Origin of the sequence: Methylorubrum rhodesianum, from assembly GCF_014199985.1 — a bacterium.
GTDB classification, from domain to species: Bacteria; Pseudomonadota; Alphaproteobacteria; order Rhizobiales; family Beijerinckiaceae; genus Methylobacterium; species Methylobacterium rhodesianum.
Genome location: NZ_JACHOS010000006.1, coordinates 156794 through 170931, shown reverse-complemented (window position 1 = coordinate 170931; position 14138 = coordinate 156794). Strand labels below are relative to the sequence as shown.

The window sequence follows — 14138 nt, the reverse complement described above, 5'->3', positions numbered from 1 at the left end:
GCGCCCTTCGAAGACCGAAATGTTGGCGAGAATCAGAGGCTCAGCGTGTGCCGGGCTTCCTGCATCTGGACGATCTGGGCGTTCAGGGCCTCGCGCTTGGCGTAATCTTCGGTCGCATCGCGAGCGAGCTCCGCCGCCTCGATCTCCTTGTCGATCTGCGCGGGGGTGAGCTCCTCGATCGGCGCGGCGCGCTCGGCGAGCACCGTCACGCTGGTCGGGCCGATATCGGCGAAGCCGCCCTGGACGTAGATGCGCTTGCCGTTGCCGGCGGTCTCGGTGACGGTGATGACGCCGACCTTGAGGGCGGTCAGGACCGGGGCGTGCCCCGGCAGCACGGTCATCTCGCCCTCGACGCCGGGAAGCTGCACCGCCTCGACCTCGCCGGAATACAGCGTCCGCTCGGGGCCGACGAAATCGAAGTGGAAGGTGGCCATGCGTCAGGTGTCCGCGAGAGGTTGAGCGGCGCGCGGGGTCGTGTCGGCTCCGCGCACCGGATGGGAAGCGTTGGCCGTTCTTAGGCGGCGAGCTTCTTGGCCTTCTCCTGGGCCTCCTCGATGGAGCCGACCATGTAGAAGGCGGCCTCCGGAAGGTCGTCGTACTTGCCCTCGACCAGGCCCTTGAAGCCCTTGATCGTGTCCTCGAGCGCGACGAGCTTGCCCGGCGAGCCGGTGAACACCTCGGCGACGTGGAACGGCTGCGAGAGGAAGCGCTCGATCTTGCGGGCGCGGGCCACCGTCAGCTTGTCCTCTTCCGAGAGCTCGTCCATGCCCAGGATCGCGATGATGTCCTGGAGCGACTTGTAGCGCTGCAGGGTCTGCTGGACCTTACGGGCGACCTCGTAGTGCTCCTCGCCGAGGATGGCCGGGGAGAGCATGCGCGAGGTGGAGTCGAGCGGGTCCACCGCCGGGTAGATGCCCTTCTCGGCGATCGAGCGCGAGAGCACGGTCGTGGCGTCGAGGTGGGCGAAGGAGGTGGCCGGGGCCGGGTCGGTCAGGTCGTCCGCCGGCACGTAGATCGCCTGCACCGAGGTGATCGAGCCCTTGGTCGTGGTGGTGATGCGCTCCTGCAGGGCGCCCATGTCGGTGGCGAGCGTCGGCTGGTAGCCCACCGCGGAGGGGATGCGGCCGAGGAGCGCCGACACCTCGGAGCCCGCCTGCGTGAAGCGGAAGATGTTGTCGACGAAGAAGAGCACGTCCTGGCCCTCGTCGCGGAACTGCTCGGCGATGGTCAGGCCGGTCAGGGCCACGCGGGAGCGGGCGCCGGGCGACTCGTTCATCTGGCCGTAGACCAGCGCGCACTTGGAGCCCTCGGCCGAGCCGTTGTTCTCCTTGGGGTTCTTGTTGACGTTGGACTCGATCATCTCGTGGTAGAGATCGTTGCCCTCACGGGTGCGCTCGCCGACGCCGGCGAACACCGAGTAGCCCGAGTGGGCCTTGGCGATGTTGTTGATCAGTTCCATGATCAGCACGGTCTTGCCGACGCCCGCGCCGCCGAACAGGCCGATCTTGCCGCCCTTGGCGTAGGGAGCGAGCAGGTCCACCACCTTGATGCCGGTGACGAGGATCTGCGCCTCGGTCGACTGCTCGTCGTAGGACGGGGCCGGCTGGTGGATGGCGCGGAAGGTGTCGGCCTGGATCGGCCCGGCCTCGTCGATCGGCTCGCCGATGACGTTCATGATGCGGCCGAGCGTGTTGTGGCCGACCGGCACCTTGATCGGCGCGCCGGTGTCGGAGACCTCCTGGCCGCGCACGAGGCCTTCCGAGGTGTCCATGGCGATGCAGCGCACGGTGTTCTCGCCGAGCTGCTGCGCCACCTCGAGCACGAGGCGGTTGCCCTGGTTCTTGGTCTCCAGCGCGTTCAGGATCTCCGGCAGGTAGCCGTCGAACTGCACGTCGACCACCGGGCCGATGACCTGGGTGATGCGGCCCTTCGCGTTGGTCGGGTTGGTGGCGGGGGAAGCGGTGTTCGCCATTGCGATGATTCCTCTTATGCGGCGGTCAGAGCGCTTCCGCGCCCGAAATGATCTCGATGAGTTCCTTGGTGATCATGGCCTGACGCGTGCGGTTGTAGACCAGCGTCTGCTTCTTGATCATCTCGCCCGCGTTGCGGGTCGCGGAATCCATGGCGCTCATGCGCGCGCCCTGTTCCGAGGCGGCGTTCTCCAGGAGCGCCCGGAAGACCTGGACGGTCAGGTTCTTCGGCAGCAGCGTCTCGAGGATCGTCTCCTCGTTCGGCTCAAACTCCAACGCCGCGTCGGACCCGCCGGCCTTGGAGTCGGCGGCGCCGGACTCCGGCAGTTCGGCCGGGATGATCCGCTGCGCCGTCGGGATCTGCGAGATCACCGAACGGAACTCGGAGTAGAACAGCGTCGCCACGTCGAACTCGCCGGCCTCGAAGCGGGCGAGGATGTCGTCGGCGATCTCGGCGGCGAAGGGATAGTCGACCGGCCGGTTGCCGCGGATGTCGCGCGAGGCGACGATCTGGTCGCGGAACTGGCGGCGCAGGATGTCGAGGCCCTTCTTGCCGACCGTGATGATCTTGACGGTCTTGCCCTCGGCCATCAGCCGGTTGGCGTGGTCGCGGGCGAGACGCGCGATCGAGGAGTTGAAGGCGCCGGCCAGACCGCGGTCGCCGGTGCAGACGATGAGCAGGTGGGTCTGGTCCCGGCCCGTGCCGGAGAGCAGGCGCGGGGCGCCGACGCCGCCGATCAGGTTACCGGCGAGGTTGCCGAGCACCTGGGCCATCTTCTCGGCGTAGGGCCGCCCGTTCTCGGCGGCGTTCTGGGCGCGCCGCAGCTTGGCGGCGGCGACCATCTGCATCGCCTTGGTGATCTTCTGCGTCGCCTTCACCGAGGTGATGCGGTTGCGCAGATCCTTCAAACTCGGCATCGGCGGATTTCCAGATCGCTCGCGGACGTCTCGGCGACGGCCGCTCCCCGGGGAAAGCGGCCGTCTGGCGTTACTCTTCTAATCGACCGCCTTACGCGAACGACTTGGCGACGGTCTCGATCACGCCCTTGAGCGTGTTGGCGTTGGCGTCCGACAGGTCCTTGGAGTCGCGCACCGAGTCGAGCCAATCCTGGTGCTTCGAGCGCAGCGTGCTCAGGAGCTGGTCCTCGAAGGCGCGGACCTGGTTGACCGGGAGCTTGTCGAGGTAGCCGTTGACGCCGGCGTAGATCACCGCGACCTGCTCTTCCATCTTCAGCGGCGAGAATTGCGGCTGCTTCAGGAGCTCGGTCAGGCGGGCGCCGCGGTTCAAGAGGCGCTGGGTCGAGGCGTCGAGGTCGGAGCCGAACTGGGCGAAGGCCGCCATCTCGCGGTACTGCGCCAGCTCACCCTTGATCTTGCCGGCGACCTTTTTCATCGCCTTGGTCTGGGCCGAGGAGCCGACGCGGGAGACCGAGAGGCCGACGTTCACCGCCGGGCGGACGCCCTGGTAGAACAGGTCGGTCTCGAGGAAGATCTGGCCGTCGGTGATCGAGATCACGTTGGTCGGGATGTAGGCCGAGACGTCGTTGGCCTGGGTCTCGATCACGGGGAGCGCGGTCAGCGAGCCCTTGCCGGCGGCGTCGCCCATCTTGGCGGCGCGCTCGAGCAGGCGCGAGTGGAGGTAGAACACGTCGCCCGGATAGGCCTCACGGCCCGGCGGGCGGCGCAGCAGCAGCGACATCTGGCGGTAGGCCACCGCCTGCTTGGAGAGGTCGTCGTACACGATCACGGCGTGCATGCCGTTGTCGCGGAAGTACTCGCCCATGGCGCAGCCGGCGAACGGAGCGATGAACTGCATCGGCGCGGCGTCGGAGGCGGTGGCGGCGATGACGATGGAGTATTCCATCGCGCCCTGGTCCTCCAGCACCTTCACGAACTGGGCGACGGTGGAGCGCTTCTGGCCGATGGCGACGTAGACGCAGTAGAGCTTGGCGTTCTCGTCGGTGCCCGAATGGGCCGGCTTCTGGTTGAGGATCGTGTCGAGCGCGATCGCGGTCTTGCCGGTCTGGCGGTCGCCGATGATCAGCTCGCGCTGGCCGCGGCCGACGGGGATCAGGGCGTCGATCGCCTTGAGGCCGGTGGCCATCGGCTCGTGCACGGACTTGCGCGGAATGATGCCCGGCGCCTTCACGTCGACGCGGCGGCGCTCGGTCGACTGGATCGGGCCCTTGCCGTCGATCGGGTTGCCGAGGCCGTCGACCACGCGGCCGAGCAGGCCCTTGCCGACCGGCACGTCCACGATGGCGCCGGTGCGCTTGACGGTCTGGCCTTCCTTGATCTCGCGGTCGGAGCCGAAGATCACGACGCCGACATTGTCCTGCTCGAGGTTGAGGGCCATGCCGCGCACGCCCGACTCGAACTCGACCATCTCACCGGCCTGGACGTTGTCGAGGCCGTAGACGCGGGCGATGCCGTCGCCGACCGCGAGCACCTGCCCGACTTCCGTCACCTCGGCCTCCTGGCCGAAATTCTTGATCTGCTCTTTCAGGATCGCGGAGATCTCGGCGGCGCGGATGTCCATCGTCGGGCCTCTTTAAAGGTCGGGTGCGTGTCTGTTCGGGTGTCGGGTCAGTTCGCGAGGGGTCGGGCCCCTCAGCGGGCTTCCCGCATGGCGAGACGGATGCTGTTGAGCTTGGTCCGGAGCGAGGCATCGACCATGCGCGAGCCCATCTTGACGACGAGGCCGCCGATCAGGCTCGGGTCGATGTGGAGGTCGATCTCGACCTCGGACTTAGCGACGTCGCGCAGCGAGGCCTTGATGTCCTCGATGACCGCGTCGGAGGGCTTCTCCGCCACGCGGACTTCGGCGCGGACGATGCCCTTGGCCTCGCGCACCTTCTCGCGATAGGCGCGGATCATGTCCGGCAGCGCGAAGAGGCGGCGGTTGGCGGCCGAGAGCTTGATGAAGTTGGCGGCCAGCCCCGTGATGCCGGCGCGGTCGAGCAGGGCGCCGACGGCGGCCGTCTGCTCCTCGGCCGAGAAGGCGGGGCTCTTCACGAGGCGGCGCAGGTCGGCGCTCTCGCGATACAGCGCGTCGAACGCATCGAGGTTCTTGGCAACGTCGTCGACCTGCCGCTCGTCGCGGGCCAGCTCGTACAGGGCCAAAGCGTAGCGGCCCGCCACACCGGCCAACAGGGGACCCTCGGAACCGTTCTGCGCCACCCGTCGCTCTCTCTTATCCTTGCCCGCCGGCCCCTCATGCTCGAACTCGCCTCGTGACGGCGACGGCGTGAGACCCGTGGGGATTGGAATTGCACCGGGCACGGAAGGCCTTGATCGGTCTCCCCGCGGCGCGGCTGTCGCCTAGCATGCGTTCCGAGGGGGCGCAAGGCAACGTTAGGGCGATGGTTGAGCCGATCGAGGGCGTGGCGCGCATGACGGCCACGATTGCGGGATCGCGCGGTGCGCCTCCCCGCGCGTCATCCCCGACCCGGTCGACCGCTTCGGGCGGCGGATCGGGGTTCCGGTCGAACAGCGCGCCGGCTCGCCCGGCCCGCCCCCGCTTCGATCGAGCGGAGACCGGATCAGATCCAGCCCTGCAACTCCCGCCGCACGACGTGCTCGATCACCCGCATGCCGAGATCGGAATCGTTGAGGCAGGGGATGAAGGCGTATTTCTCGCCGCCGTTCTCCTCGAAATAGTGGCGGTTCTCGCCGTCGAGCTCCTCCAGCGTCTCGAGGCAGTCGGCGGTGAAGCCCGGCGCCACGATCGCCATGCGCTTCACGCCGGATTTGGCCAGCGCCTGCACGGTCTCGTCGGTGTAGGGCTTGAGCCATTCCTCGTTGCCGAAGCGCGACTGAAAGGTCACGCGCATCTGCTCGGGAGTGTAGCCCATGGCCTCGCGGATCAGCCGGCCGGTCTTGAGGCACTGGCAATGGTAGGGGTCGCCCTTGAGCAGGTAGCTCTTCGGCACGCCGTGGAAGGAGGTCAGGATCACCTCCGGCTCGAAATCGAGCTTGGCCAGCCCCTCGCGGATCGAATCCGCCATGGCTTGGATGTAGACGGGGTCGTCGTGATAGGGCGGTGAGACCCGCACGGTCGGCTGCCAGCGCATCTGCATCAGGGCCTTGAAGGCCTGGTCGCAGGCGGTGGCCGAGGTCGCCGCCGCGTATTGGGGATAGAGCGGCACCAAGAGGATGCGGTCGCAGCCCTGGTCGAGCAGCGCCTGGATGCGGAGGCTCACCTCCGGCTTGCCGTAGCGCATCGCCCAATCGACCACGACGGAATCGCCCATCGCCGCCTGAAGCTTCTCGCACTGGCCGCGGGTGATTGTCTTGAGCGGTCCCTCGTCGCGCTCGTTGTTCCAGATGCTGGCATAGTCGCGCCCCTTCGGGCCCGGACGCTTGGTCAGGATGATGAGGTTGAGCAGCGGCCACCAGATCAGCCGCGGCACCTCGATGACCCGGCGGTCGGAGAGGAACTCCTTGAGGTAGCGGCGCATCGGCCAGTAGCTCGTGCCCTCGGGCGTGCCGAGGTTCATCAGGAGCACGCCGACGCGGCCGGTCCTCACCGCGGGGTGGTCGGGCGGCAGGGCGGTGGGGGCGACCCTCACGGGGTTGCGCAGGAGGGTGTCAGGTTCGACGCGTTCGTTCATCGGGTTTCCGGTCACGGGCGTCCCGCCTTCCTCAACGCGGCCTCAATGCGGCAAGCGATCCGGTTGTGCGGGCCGGCCGTTCGATCTAGAGCAGGCGGCTTTCCAAGGCCAAGATTCTCCGAAGTTCCGCTCGGAGCGTCCGGCCTTTATCTTGCGCAAACCCTTTGCCCGAAATCGCTCCGGAGGCCAGCGCGACATGCCGTCCCCCCGCTACTTCCTGAAGCACTTCGTGCCGTTCACCGGCTACCCCTACGAGGGGGCACCGGCCGCGTGCAACCTGTGCGGATGCCGCGACGCCGTCACCGTGGCCGAGACCGACCGGCGGCTCAAGACCCTGCGCTCGATCGCCTGCACCCAGTGCGGCCTGATCCGCACCGATCCGATGCCGACGCCGGACGAGCTGGCGGAGTATTATGCGAGCGCCTACCGCGCCGACTACCAGCTCGCCTTCGCCGGCGGCCCGCCGCGCCACCACCTCAACCGCTCGGCCCGCGAGGCCAGGTTCCGCGCCGACCTGCTGGCGCCGAAGCTGACGCCCGGCGCGCAGCTGCTCGATTTCGGCTCGGGCTCGGGCGAGTTCCTGGCGGAGGCCAAGCGGCGCGGCTGCGAGGTGATCGGCGTCGAGCCGGGGCGCGACTACGCCACCTACGCCCGCACCCATCACGGCGTCGAGGTGCTCGACGAGGCCGAGGACCCGAACCGCTTCCCCGCCGGCCATTTCGACGTGATCTCCACGCATCACGTGCTGGAGCACCTGCGCAACCCGGCCGAGACGATGGAGCGGCTGGCCCGCTGGCTGAAGCCCGACGGCATCCTCTACGCCGCGGTGCCCAACATGGCCGCCACCGGCAAGCCGCCGCACGAGCGCTTCCACTTCGCCCATGTCCACGGCTACGTGCGCGAGACCTTCGACCTGCTCGCCCGCCGCGCCGGCCTCGTGCCGCATACCGAGTACTGGCGCGAGGACACCACGGTGGTCTACCGCAAGACCGATGCGCCCGCCGTGCCGCTGACGAATCCGGGGCTCGCCGACCGGCTCGCCGTCGATCTGAAGCCGATGTCGGCGGGGCTCTACTTCGCCTCGGGCGCCTGGATCCTGCCGGCGCTCCGGCGCAACGCCAAGGCGGTGCGGGACGGGATGGCCAAGGACGAGGTCGCGAAGGACCGAAACGCCGGGCGCTGAGCCGGTGATGCGCCCGACCCGTCGGCAGACCGTCGCCGGCCTCGGCGCGGGTCTCCTCGCCGCCGGCGCCGGCCCGGCGCTCGCCGGCACGCCGACCTTCACCCTGCTCCTCGTCAACGACATCTACGCGATGGACGCGGTGGAGGGGCGCGGCGGCTTTCCCCGGCTCAACGCGGTGGTGAAGGCCGAGCGCGCCCGCGGCGTGCCGCTGCTCTACGCCCATGCCGGCGACAGCTTCTCGCCCTCGCTGATGTCGGGCTTCGACCGGGGCGCGCACATCGTCGAGCTCCTGAACCTCGCGCCGCCCGACCTGTTCGTGCCGGGCAACCACGAGTTCGATTTCGGGCCGAAGGTGTTCGCCGAGCGCCGGAGCGAGGCCCGCTTCCCGTTCCTCGCCGCCAACCTGCGCGGCCCCGAGGGCGAACGGCTCCCCGGCATCGAGGATGCGCGGCTGGTCGAACTCGGCGGCATCCGCGTCGGCCTCGTCGGCATCGCCCTGCAGGCGACACCGGAAAAGTCGCAATCCGGAAACCTGCGCTTCGGCCCCGAGATCGAGACGCTCGCCCGCGAGGCGGAGCGCCTGCGCAAGGCCGGCGCGCAGATGATCGTCGGCATCGCCCACACGGCGCGGCCCACCGACGACGCGATCGTGCGCGGGCGCGTGGTCGACATCCTGCTCTCGGGCCACGACCACGATCTCTGCCTGCGCGACGACGGGCAGGCGGTGCTGGTCGAATCGAGCCACGACGCCCACTACGTCACGGCGGTCGACGTCTTCGTCACGCCGAGCATCGACGGATCGGTGCGCTGGCGCGCCGCCTTCCGCATTCACGACACCGCCGAGGTGACCCCCGACCCGGAGACGCAAGCCGTGGTGGAGCGGCTCGCGGGCGAGCTCTCGCGGGAACTCGACGTCGTGCTCGGCACGACGGAGGGGCCGCTCGACAGCCGCGTCGCCACGGTGCGGGCGCGGGAATCGAGCTTCGGCGATCTCGTCGCCGACGCGGTGCGGGCGGGCACCGGCGCCGAGATCGGCCTGATGAACGGTGGCGGCATCCGCGGCGACCGGCTCTACCCGGCCGGGGCCAGCCTGACGCGGCGCGACATCCTGAGCGAACTGCCCTTCGGCAACACCACCGTGCTCGTGGCGATCGACGGGGCGACGCTCCGCGAGGCCCTGGAGAACGGCTATCGCGATCTCGGCCGCTCGTCCGGACGGTTCCTGCAGGTCTCGGGCATCGACGTGACCCTCGACCCGAACGCACCGCCCGGCCGGCGCGTCGTCGCGGCGACGATCGGCGGCGCGGCCCTCGACGAGGCCCGCACCTACCGCGTGGCCGCCAACGACTTCATGCTGGGCGGCGGCAACGATTACGGGATGCTGGCCAAGGGCCGCGTGCTGATCGGCGGCACCGACGGGACGCTGCTGGCGAACACGGTGATGGCCTATATCCGCGCTCACGCACCGCTCCCGGCCGAGACCGGGGGGCGGATCCGGGTGCTGCCATGAGAGCTTTCATGAGAGCTTTCATGAGGGCTGTCATGAAAGGGGATTTCGCGTGACCGGACCCGTCGAGGCCGCCCTCAAGGCGTTCCGCGCCAGCGGCTCCCCCTGGCTCGATCTGCCCTTCTTCCGGGAGGGCGCGGCGGACCGGGTCGCGAGAAAGGTCGATGAGCGCGTCGCGGCCGGTGCGACGGTGCTGCCGGAGCCTTCCGCGATCTTCCGGGCGCTGACGCTGACCCCCCTGCCCGCGGTGAAGGCGGTGATCCTCGGACAGGACCCCTATCCGACGCCGGGCGATGCCAACGGGCTCGCCTTCTCCTATGTCGGCCCGCGCCGCCTGCCGGCCTCGCTCAAGGTGATCCTGGCCGAACTCGCCCCGGAGGGCGGCCAGCCCGATCTCTCCACCGGCGACCTCACGCCCTGGGCGGAGCGCGGGGTGCTGCTCCTGAATTCGGCGCTCACCGTGGAGGCCGGCAAGGCCGGGGCGCATCTGCGGCTCGGCTGGGCGCAACTGACCGACGAGGCGGTGGCCGCCGTCTCCGCCCGCGACGCGCCGGCGGTGTTCCTGCTCTGGGGCGCCCAGGCCCGCGCCCGCGAGGCGCTGATCGACACGCGCCGCCACGGCATCGTCGCCTCGGGTCACCCCTCCCCGCTCAACCGCGCCCGGGACTTTCCGGGCTCGCGGCCGTTCGACCGGGCGAATGCGTGGCTCGAAGCGCATGGCCGCGCCCCGATCGACTGGCGGCTGCACCGGGGCTGACATCGGCTCATCGCGACGATGCCAGGGCTCGCTTCCGAGCCTGAACGGGCCGTCACAGGGTCTGCCTGCCGGCCATCTGACCGGCTCTTCCGCTTCACCGCCGAGGCCGGACGCCGCCCATCCGCTCCGCGGCTCCGGGAGTCCGCCGGGCGGACCGCGGCAGGATCCCAGGGCCGTGTCGTCGACGGCTGGACGATACGCTCCGGCGGCGCGGGCCCGAGCGCGGTTTCGTCGCGATTAAAAGCTCGGCAATATCGTTAAGAAAAATACAACCATCGTACGATCTCAAGGATCCGTTACGGCTCTCGAAGCGTTTTCGCGGTTGAGCGCCAAGCAATTCATTTCACGCGCTTGAGCTCACGGCCTGAATCAACAAGGCGCCGAGACGCCGTATCAGGATGATGGGGCATGTTTTGGAACACGCGTGCTGTTCGCATCCTTGTCGGTCTGACACTTCTATCCACCGCCATCGTCGTGATGCTGCCGGGCCTCACAGGCTATACTAGCCTCGATGGCACCGTGAACGCGCGCTTCGCCGTGCTGTCGGCGCCGATCGAGGGTGTCGTTTCCGACACGCCTCCCAAGGTCGGGACCGCGCTCCCCGAGGACGCGGAGCTCTTCCAGATCACGAACGATCGCATCGCCCGCACGGCGGAGGCGCAGCTCGATGCCGATCTCGGCGCGGCCCGGGAGCGCCTGAAGGCGCTGGACGGGCAGATCGGTCAGCTCACGGCTCTCAAGAAGGAGCTCTCCGCGCGACTCGGCGACTATCAGAAGGCGAGCCTGCAGAGCATCCAGCAGGAGATCATCATCCGCCAGCAGCGGATCAGCACGGCTCAGGCCAACCGTGTCTCCGCCGAGGCCGACCTCAGCCGCAAGCAGACGCTGGGGGCCACAGGTGTGGTCGCCAACAGCTCGGTCGAGGCGGCGCGGGCCGCAGCCGTCGCCTCAGGCAACGAGGGCACGATCGCCAAAGCCGAACTCGACAGGCTCCATCAGCAGCTCGATGCGCTGAAGCGCGGCACCTTCGTGGGCGAGGGCCGCAACGATGTACCGTACTCACAACAGCGTGGAGACGAGGTTGCGATCCAGCTCGCCAATGTGGAGGCGCAGGCCAAGATCGAACGGGCGCGTATCCAACTCTTGGAAAAACAGCTTTTCATCGAACGCGCTCGCAACGACAGGCTGTCGAGCGCCTCCATTACGCTCCCGTTTCGGGGCGTGATCTGGCGCAACAACGTCGTCGGTGGCTCGAATGTGGTTGTCGGCAACGAACTGCTTCGCCTGCTCGATTGCCGGGACCTCTTCGTCGACATCCTGCTCGATGAGGTCGATTACGATCAGATCAAGCCGGGTGATCCCGCTGAGGTCCGGCTCCTCGGAACCTCGGACGTGATCGCCGGACGCGTGAACTCCGTGCGTGGGTCGAGTGCGGCCGTGGAGGAGGTGACGCTTGCAGCCGTCCCGCCGAAGAGCAGAGGTAAGAATGCGCGCATCCGGCTGGTCCTCGAGCAGAACGCGATGCAGACCGACTACGAGAACTTCTGCCATGTCGGACGCACCGTACAAGTACGGTTCGCGCGATCCGCAGCAACCCTGCCGTTCGTCAACTGGATGAAGAGCCTGTGGTTCAGTATCTCCTAGAGCTGGACCTCGCTCCCCTCGCTCCGACCTGCCTCGTCGGAGCTTTTTTCTACATCTTCGTGACGAACTGGCCCCGGGAAAAGACCTGGGCCCGGAGCATCGCCTGCGCCTTCGTTCTCGCGGTGGCCATGCGGTATCTCCTCTGGCGCTTCTTTCACACCGTGCTGCCGCATCCCGTCGACGGCAGCTTCGCCTTCATCTGGACCTGGACGGTCTTCTGCGTGGAGCTCGGCGCCTTCGCCGATATCCTGCTCTTCCTCGTGGTGATGAGCCGTTCGGTCGATCGGAGCACCGAGGCGAGCCGGTTGGAGCGGGCTTTCTTCGCGCGCCCGGAGGCGCAACTGCCGACGGTCGACGTCTTCATCCCGACCTACAACGAGCCGCTCGACGTCCTGGAACGGACCATCGTCGGCGCTCTGGCGCTCGATTACCCGCGGGACAAATTCAAGGTCTACGTCCTCGACGACAAGCGACGCGACTGGCTGAAGAAGTATTGCGAGGAGAAAGGCGCGATCCACGTCACCCGTCCGGACAATTCCCACGCCAAGGCCGGCAATATGAACAACGGCCTCAAAGTCTCATCGGGCGATTTCATCGCAATCTTCGATGCGGATTTCGTTCCCTACCGCAACTTCCTGCGCCGCACGTTGCCCTTCTTCACCGATCCGACGATCGGCATCGTTCAGACCCCGCAGCACTTCTTCAACAAGGATCCGGTCCAGTCGAACCTCGCGCTCGAAAAGGTCTGGCCCGACGAGCAGCGGCTGTTCTTCGACGAGATGGCCGCGAGCCGCGATGCCTGGGACGTGAGCTTCTGCTGCGGCTCCTGCTCGATCGCCCGCCGCGCGGCCCTCGACGTGATCGGCGGCTTCCCCCACGATTCGATCACCGAGGATCTGCTCACGACCCTCGCCATGCTCAACAAGGGCTACAAGACCCGTTACCTGAACGAGCGCCTCTCGATGGGTCTCGCGGCGGAGAACCTGAAGGGATACTTCGTCCAGCGGGGCCGCTGGTGCCGCGGCGGCATCCAGACGATCTACCTGCATAACGGCCCCCTGCGCGGGCCGGGCCTGAACCTGTTCCAGCGGGTGATGTTCCTGCCGCTGTCGTGGCTGATGCAGTACACGACACGGTTCGTGATCCTCGTGGTGCCGGCCGTCTATCTCTGGACCGGCGCGGCACCGCTGTACTTCACCGGCTCGCAGGACATCGTCATCTATCAGCTGCCGGTGCTCACGGCCTACTTCCTGCTGATGGGATGGCTGACGCCGACGCGCTACCTGCCGCTGGTGTCGAGCGCGGTGGGCACCTTCGCGACCTTCCGCATGCTCCCCGTGGTGATCTCCAGCGTGATCAAGCCGTTCGGCGTGCCGTTTCGCGTGACGCCGAAGGGCAGCGGCAACGAGGAGAACGCCTTCGACGCCTACACCTTCTTCTCGATCGCCTTCTGGATCGCCGTCACGGCACTCGGCCTCATCATCAACATCGTGCCGGAATGGTCCCGCATCGGTGAGGGCGAGTTCTCGCTGGTCTCGGCCTACTGGGCCGCCCTCAACATCCTCGTCCTCCTGGTCGCGGCCCTGATCTGCTTCGAGAAGTCACGTCCGCTCCTCGACAGTTTCGCGACCGACGAGCCCGCCCGCGTCGCCGCCGGGGACCGGAGTCTGGATGCGCGGATCGTCAGCCTGTCCCTCGATCGGGGCGTCGCGTCGTTCCCGACCGATCCCGGCCTGCGCCCCGGTGACCGGATCCGGATCGAGATGGAGCATTTCCCGCACATCGAGGCCCGGGTCGAGGACGTGACGTCCGTCAGGCGGCGCAAACCGGTCTGCGTCCGCTTCTCCTACGCTCTCGCGGGCGAGTGCCGCGACGCGATGATCGTCCGGCTCTACACGGGCCAGTACTCGCAGGACATCCGTGACATCGACAAATCGGCCATCGCCCAGGGCCTGTGGCACCGCCTGTTCGGGCGGGATGGGACCTATGGTCCGGCCTGAACCGATCGCCCGCCGAGGGACCCCGGAGGCCGCCTGACCGCCGGGATCGGCGCGAGGCCGAGAGTCGATGGCGAGCGGCGATCCGGTGACGGCTTCCCGCCCGCAGCCGCCCTCCGGCCGGGCGCGTCGGCCGATTGCGCTCCGGCCGTTCGCCCAAAACGAAGCCGCCCCCGGCCGGGTGGCGCGAGGGCGGTTCCGATCGTCCCGAGCGGGAAGAATGTCAGGCGGCGATCCTGGCCGCGGCGGCGGCGGCGTTCTCGTTGGCCATCCTGACGGTGCTGGCCGATGCGGCCGCGCGGCCGGAGGCCTGGAGGCTGGTCAGTTCACCGGCCGAGGCATGCACGCCGCCCTCGGTGCCGAAGCGCTCGGCCAGCATCACGACGAAGGTCACGTTGGCAAGGGCGGCGGCGAGAACGATGAGGGCGATCATGGCGGGCAGGTCCGTTGCTGCGTTGCGATGCAGC

At 68.3% G+C, this 14138-nt stretch carries 12 protein-coding genes; 5 read left to right on the top strand and 7 right to left on the bottom strand.

Annotation, left to right across the window (positions count from 1 at the left end; genetic code table 11):
* Positions 1-32: 32 nt before the first annotated feature.
* From HNR01_RS10855 to hemH, 6 genes are all read right to left on the bottom strand, one after another.
* Positions 33-434 carry a F0F1 ATP synthase subunit epsilon gene (locus HNR01_RS10855; protein WP_017484866.1) on the bottom strand — a complete coding sequence of 134 codons (402 nt, stop codon included), beginning with the start codon at positions 432-434 and terminating at the stop codon, positions 33-35.
* A gap of 80 nt (positions 435-514) precedes the next feature.
* Positions 515-1972 carry a F0F1 ATP synthase subunit beta gene (gene atpD / locus HNR01_RS10850; RefSeq protein WP_153873900.1) on the bottom strand — a complete coding sequence of 486 codons (1458 nt, stop codon included), beginning with the start codon at positions 1970-1972 and terminating at the stop codon, positions 515-517.
* A gap of 25 nt (positions 1973-1997) precedes the next feature.
* Complete coding sequence (locus tag HNR01_RS10845; protein ID WP_183667730.1) at positions 1998-2888, bottom strand: F0F1 ATP synthase subunit gamma; 891 nt, start codon at positions 2886-2888, stop codon at positions 1998-2000.
* A gap of 91 nt (positions 2889-2979) precedes the next feature.
* On the bottom strand, positions 2980-4509 hold the full coding sequence (gene atpA / locus HNR01_RS10840) for a F0F1 ATP synthase subunit alpha (RefSeq protein WP_017484869.1): 1530 nt from the start codon (positions 4507-4509) through the stop codon (positions 2980-2982).
* A 71-nt stretch (positions 4510-4580) separates the two neighbouring features.
* Complete coding sequence (locus tag HNR01_RS10835; RefSeq protein WP_017484870.1) at positions 4581-5150, bottom strand: F0F1 ATP synthase subunit delta; 570 nt, start codon at positions 5148-5150, stop codon at positions 4581-4583.
* A gap of 362 nt (positions 5151-5512) precedes the next feature.
* Positions 5513-6583, bottom strand: coding sequence for a ferrochelatase (gene hemH, locus HNR01_RS10830; protein WP_017484871.1), 1071 nt, complete (start codon positions 6581-6583; stop codon positions 5513-5515).
* Positions 6584-6779: 196 nt separating this feature from the next.
* Between hemH and HNR01_RS10825 the strand changes: the two genes are divergently transcribed.
* The 5 genes from HNR01_RS10825 (at position 6780) to HNR01_RS10805 (ending at position 13674) form a co-directional block, all read left to right on the top strand.
* Positions 6780-7766: a class I SAM-dependent methyltransferase gene (locus tag HNR01_RS10825; protein WP_183667729.1), complete on the top strand. Its 987-nt coding sequence runs from the start codon at positions 6780-6782 to the stop codon at positions 7764-7766.
* 7 nt (positions 7767-7773) lie between these two features.
* Complete coding sequence (locus HNR01_RS10820; RefSeq protein ID WP_183667728.1) at positions 7774-9276, top strand: bifunctional metallophosphatase/5'-nucleotidase; 1503 nt, start codon at positions 7774-7776, stop codon at positions 9274-9276.
* A 49-nt stretch (positions 9277-9325) separates the two neighbouring features.
* Positions 9326-10030, top strand: a complete 705-nt coding sequence (locus HNR01_RS10815; protein WP_096484507.1) for a uracil-DNA glycosylase — start codon at positions 9326-9328, stop codon at positions 10028-10030.
* Positions 10031-10438: 408 nt separating this feature from the next.
* Positions 10439-11674 (top strand): HlyD family secretion protein, encoded by a 1236-nt coding sequence (locus tag HNR01_RS10810; RefSeq protein ID WP_017484875.1) that lies wholly within the window; start codon positions 10439-10441, stop codon positions 11672-11674.
* Positions 11656-13674: a glycosyltransferase family 2 protein gene (locus tag HNR01_RS10805; protein ID WP_183667727.1), complete on the top strand. Its 2019-nt coding sequence runs from the start codon at positions 11656-11658 to the stop codon at positions 13672-13674. Before HNR01_RS10810 ends, HNR01_RS10805 begins: the two co-directional genes overlap by 19 nt.
* Before the next feature lie 220 nt (positions 13675-13894).
* Here the strand turns inward: HNR01_RS10805 and HNR01_RS10800 are convergent, their stop codons facing one another.
* The gene (locus tag HNR01_RS10800) at positions 13895-14104 is read right to left on the bottom strand and encodes a hypothetical protein (protein WP_183667726.1); all 210 of its coding nucleotides are present in this window, start codon (positions 14102-14104) and stop codon (positions 13895-13897) included.
* Between the last annotated feature and the right edge of the window lie 34 nt (positions 14105-14138).

What these genes read in the sequence shown, in the direction of transcription:
- atpD (WP_153873900.1), bottom strand. Translation starts at nt 1,972, where the DNA reads ATGGCGAACACCGCTTCCCCCGCCACCAACCCGACCAACGCGAAGGGC.
- HNR01_RS10800 (WP_183667726.1), bottom strand. Translation starts at nt 14,104, where the DNA reads ATGATCGCCCTCATCGTTCTCGCCGCCGCCCTTGCCAACGTGACCTTC.
- HNR01_RS10820 (WP_183667728.1), top strand. Translation starts at nt 7,774, where the DNA reads ATGCGCCCGACCCGTCGGCAGACCGTCGCCGGCCTCGGCGCGGGTCTC.
- atpA (WP_017484869.1), bottom strand. Translation starts at nt 4,509, where the DNA reads ATGGACATCCGCGCCGCCGAGATCTCCGCGATCCTGAAAGAGCAGATC.
- HNR01_RS10810 (WP_017484875.1), top strand. Translation starts at nt 10,439, where the DNA reads ATGTTTTGGAACACGCGTGCTGTTCGCATCCTTGTCGGTCTGACACTT.
- hemH (WP_017484871.1), bottom strand. Translation starts at nt 6,583, where the DNA reads ATGAACGAACGCGTCGAACCTGACACCCTCCTGCGCAACCCCGTGAGG.
- HNR01_RS10855 (WP_017484866.1), bottom strand. Translation starts at nt 434, where the DNA reads ATGGCCACCTTCCACTTCGATTTCGTCGGCCCCGAGCGGACGCTGTAT.
- HNR01_RS10845 (WP_183667730.1), bottom strand. Translation starts at nt 2,888, where the DNA reads ATGCCGAGTTTGAAGGATCTGCGCAACCGCATCACCTCGGTGAAGGCG.
- HNR01_RS10825 (WP_183667729.1), top strand. Translation starts at nt 6,780, where the DNA reads ATGCCGTCCCCCCGCTACTTCCTGAAGCACTTCGTGCCGTTCACCGGC.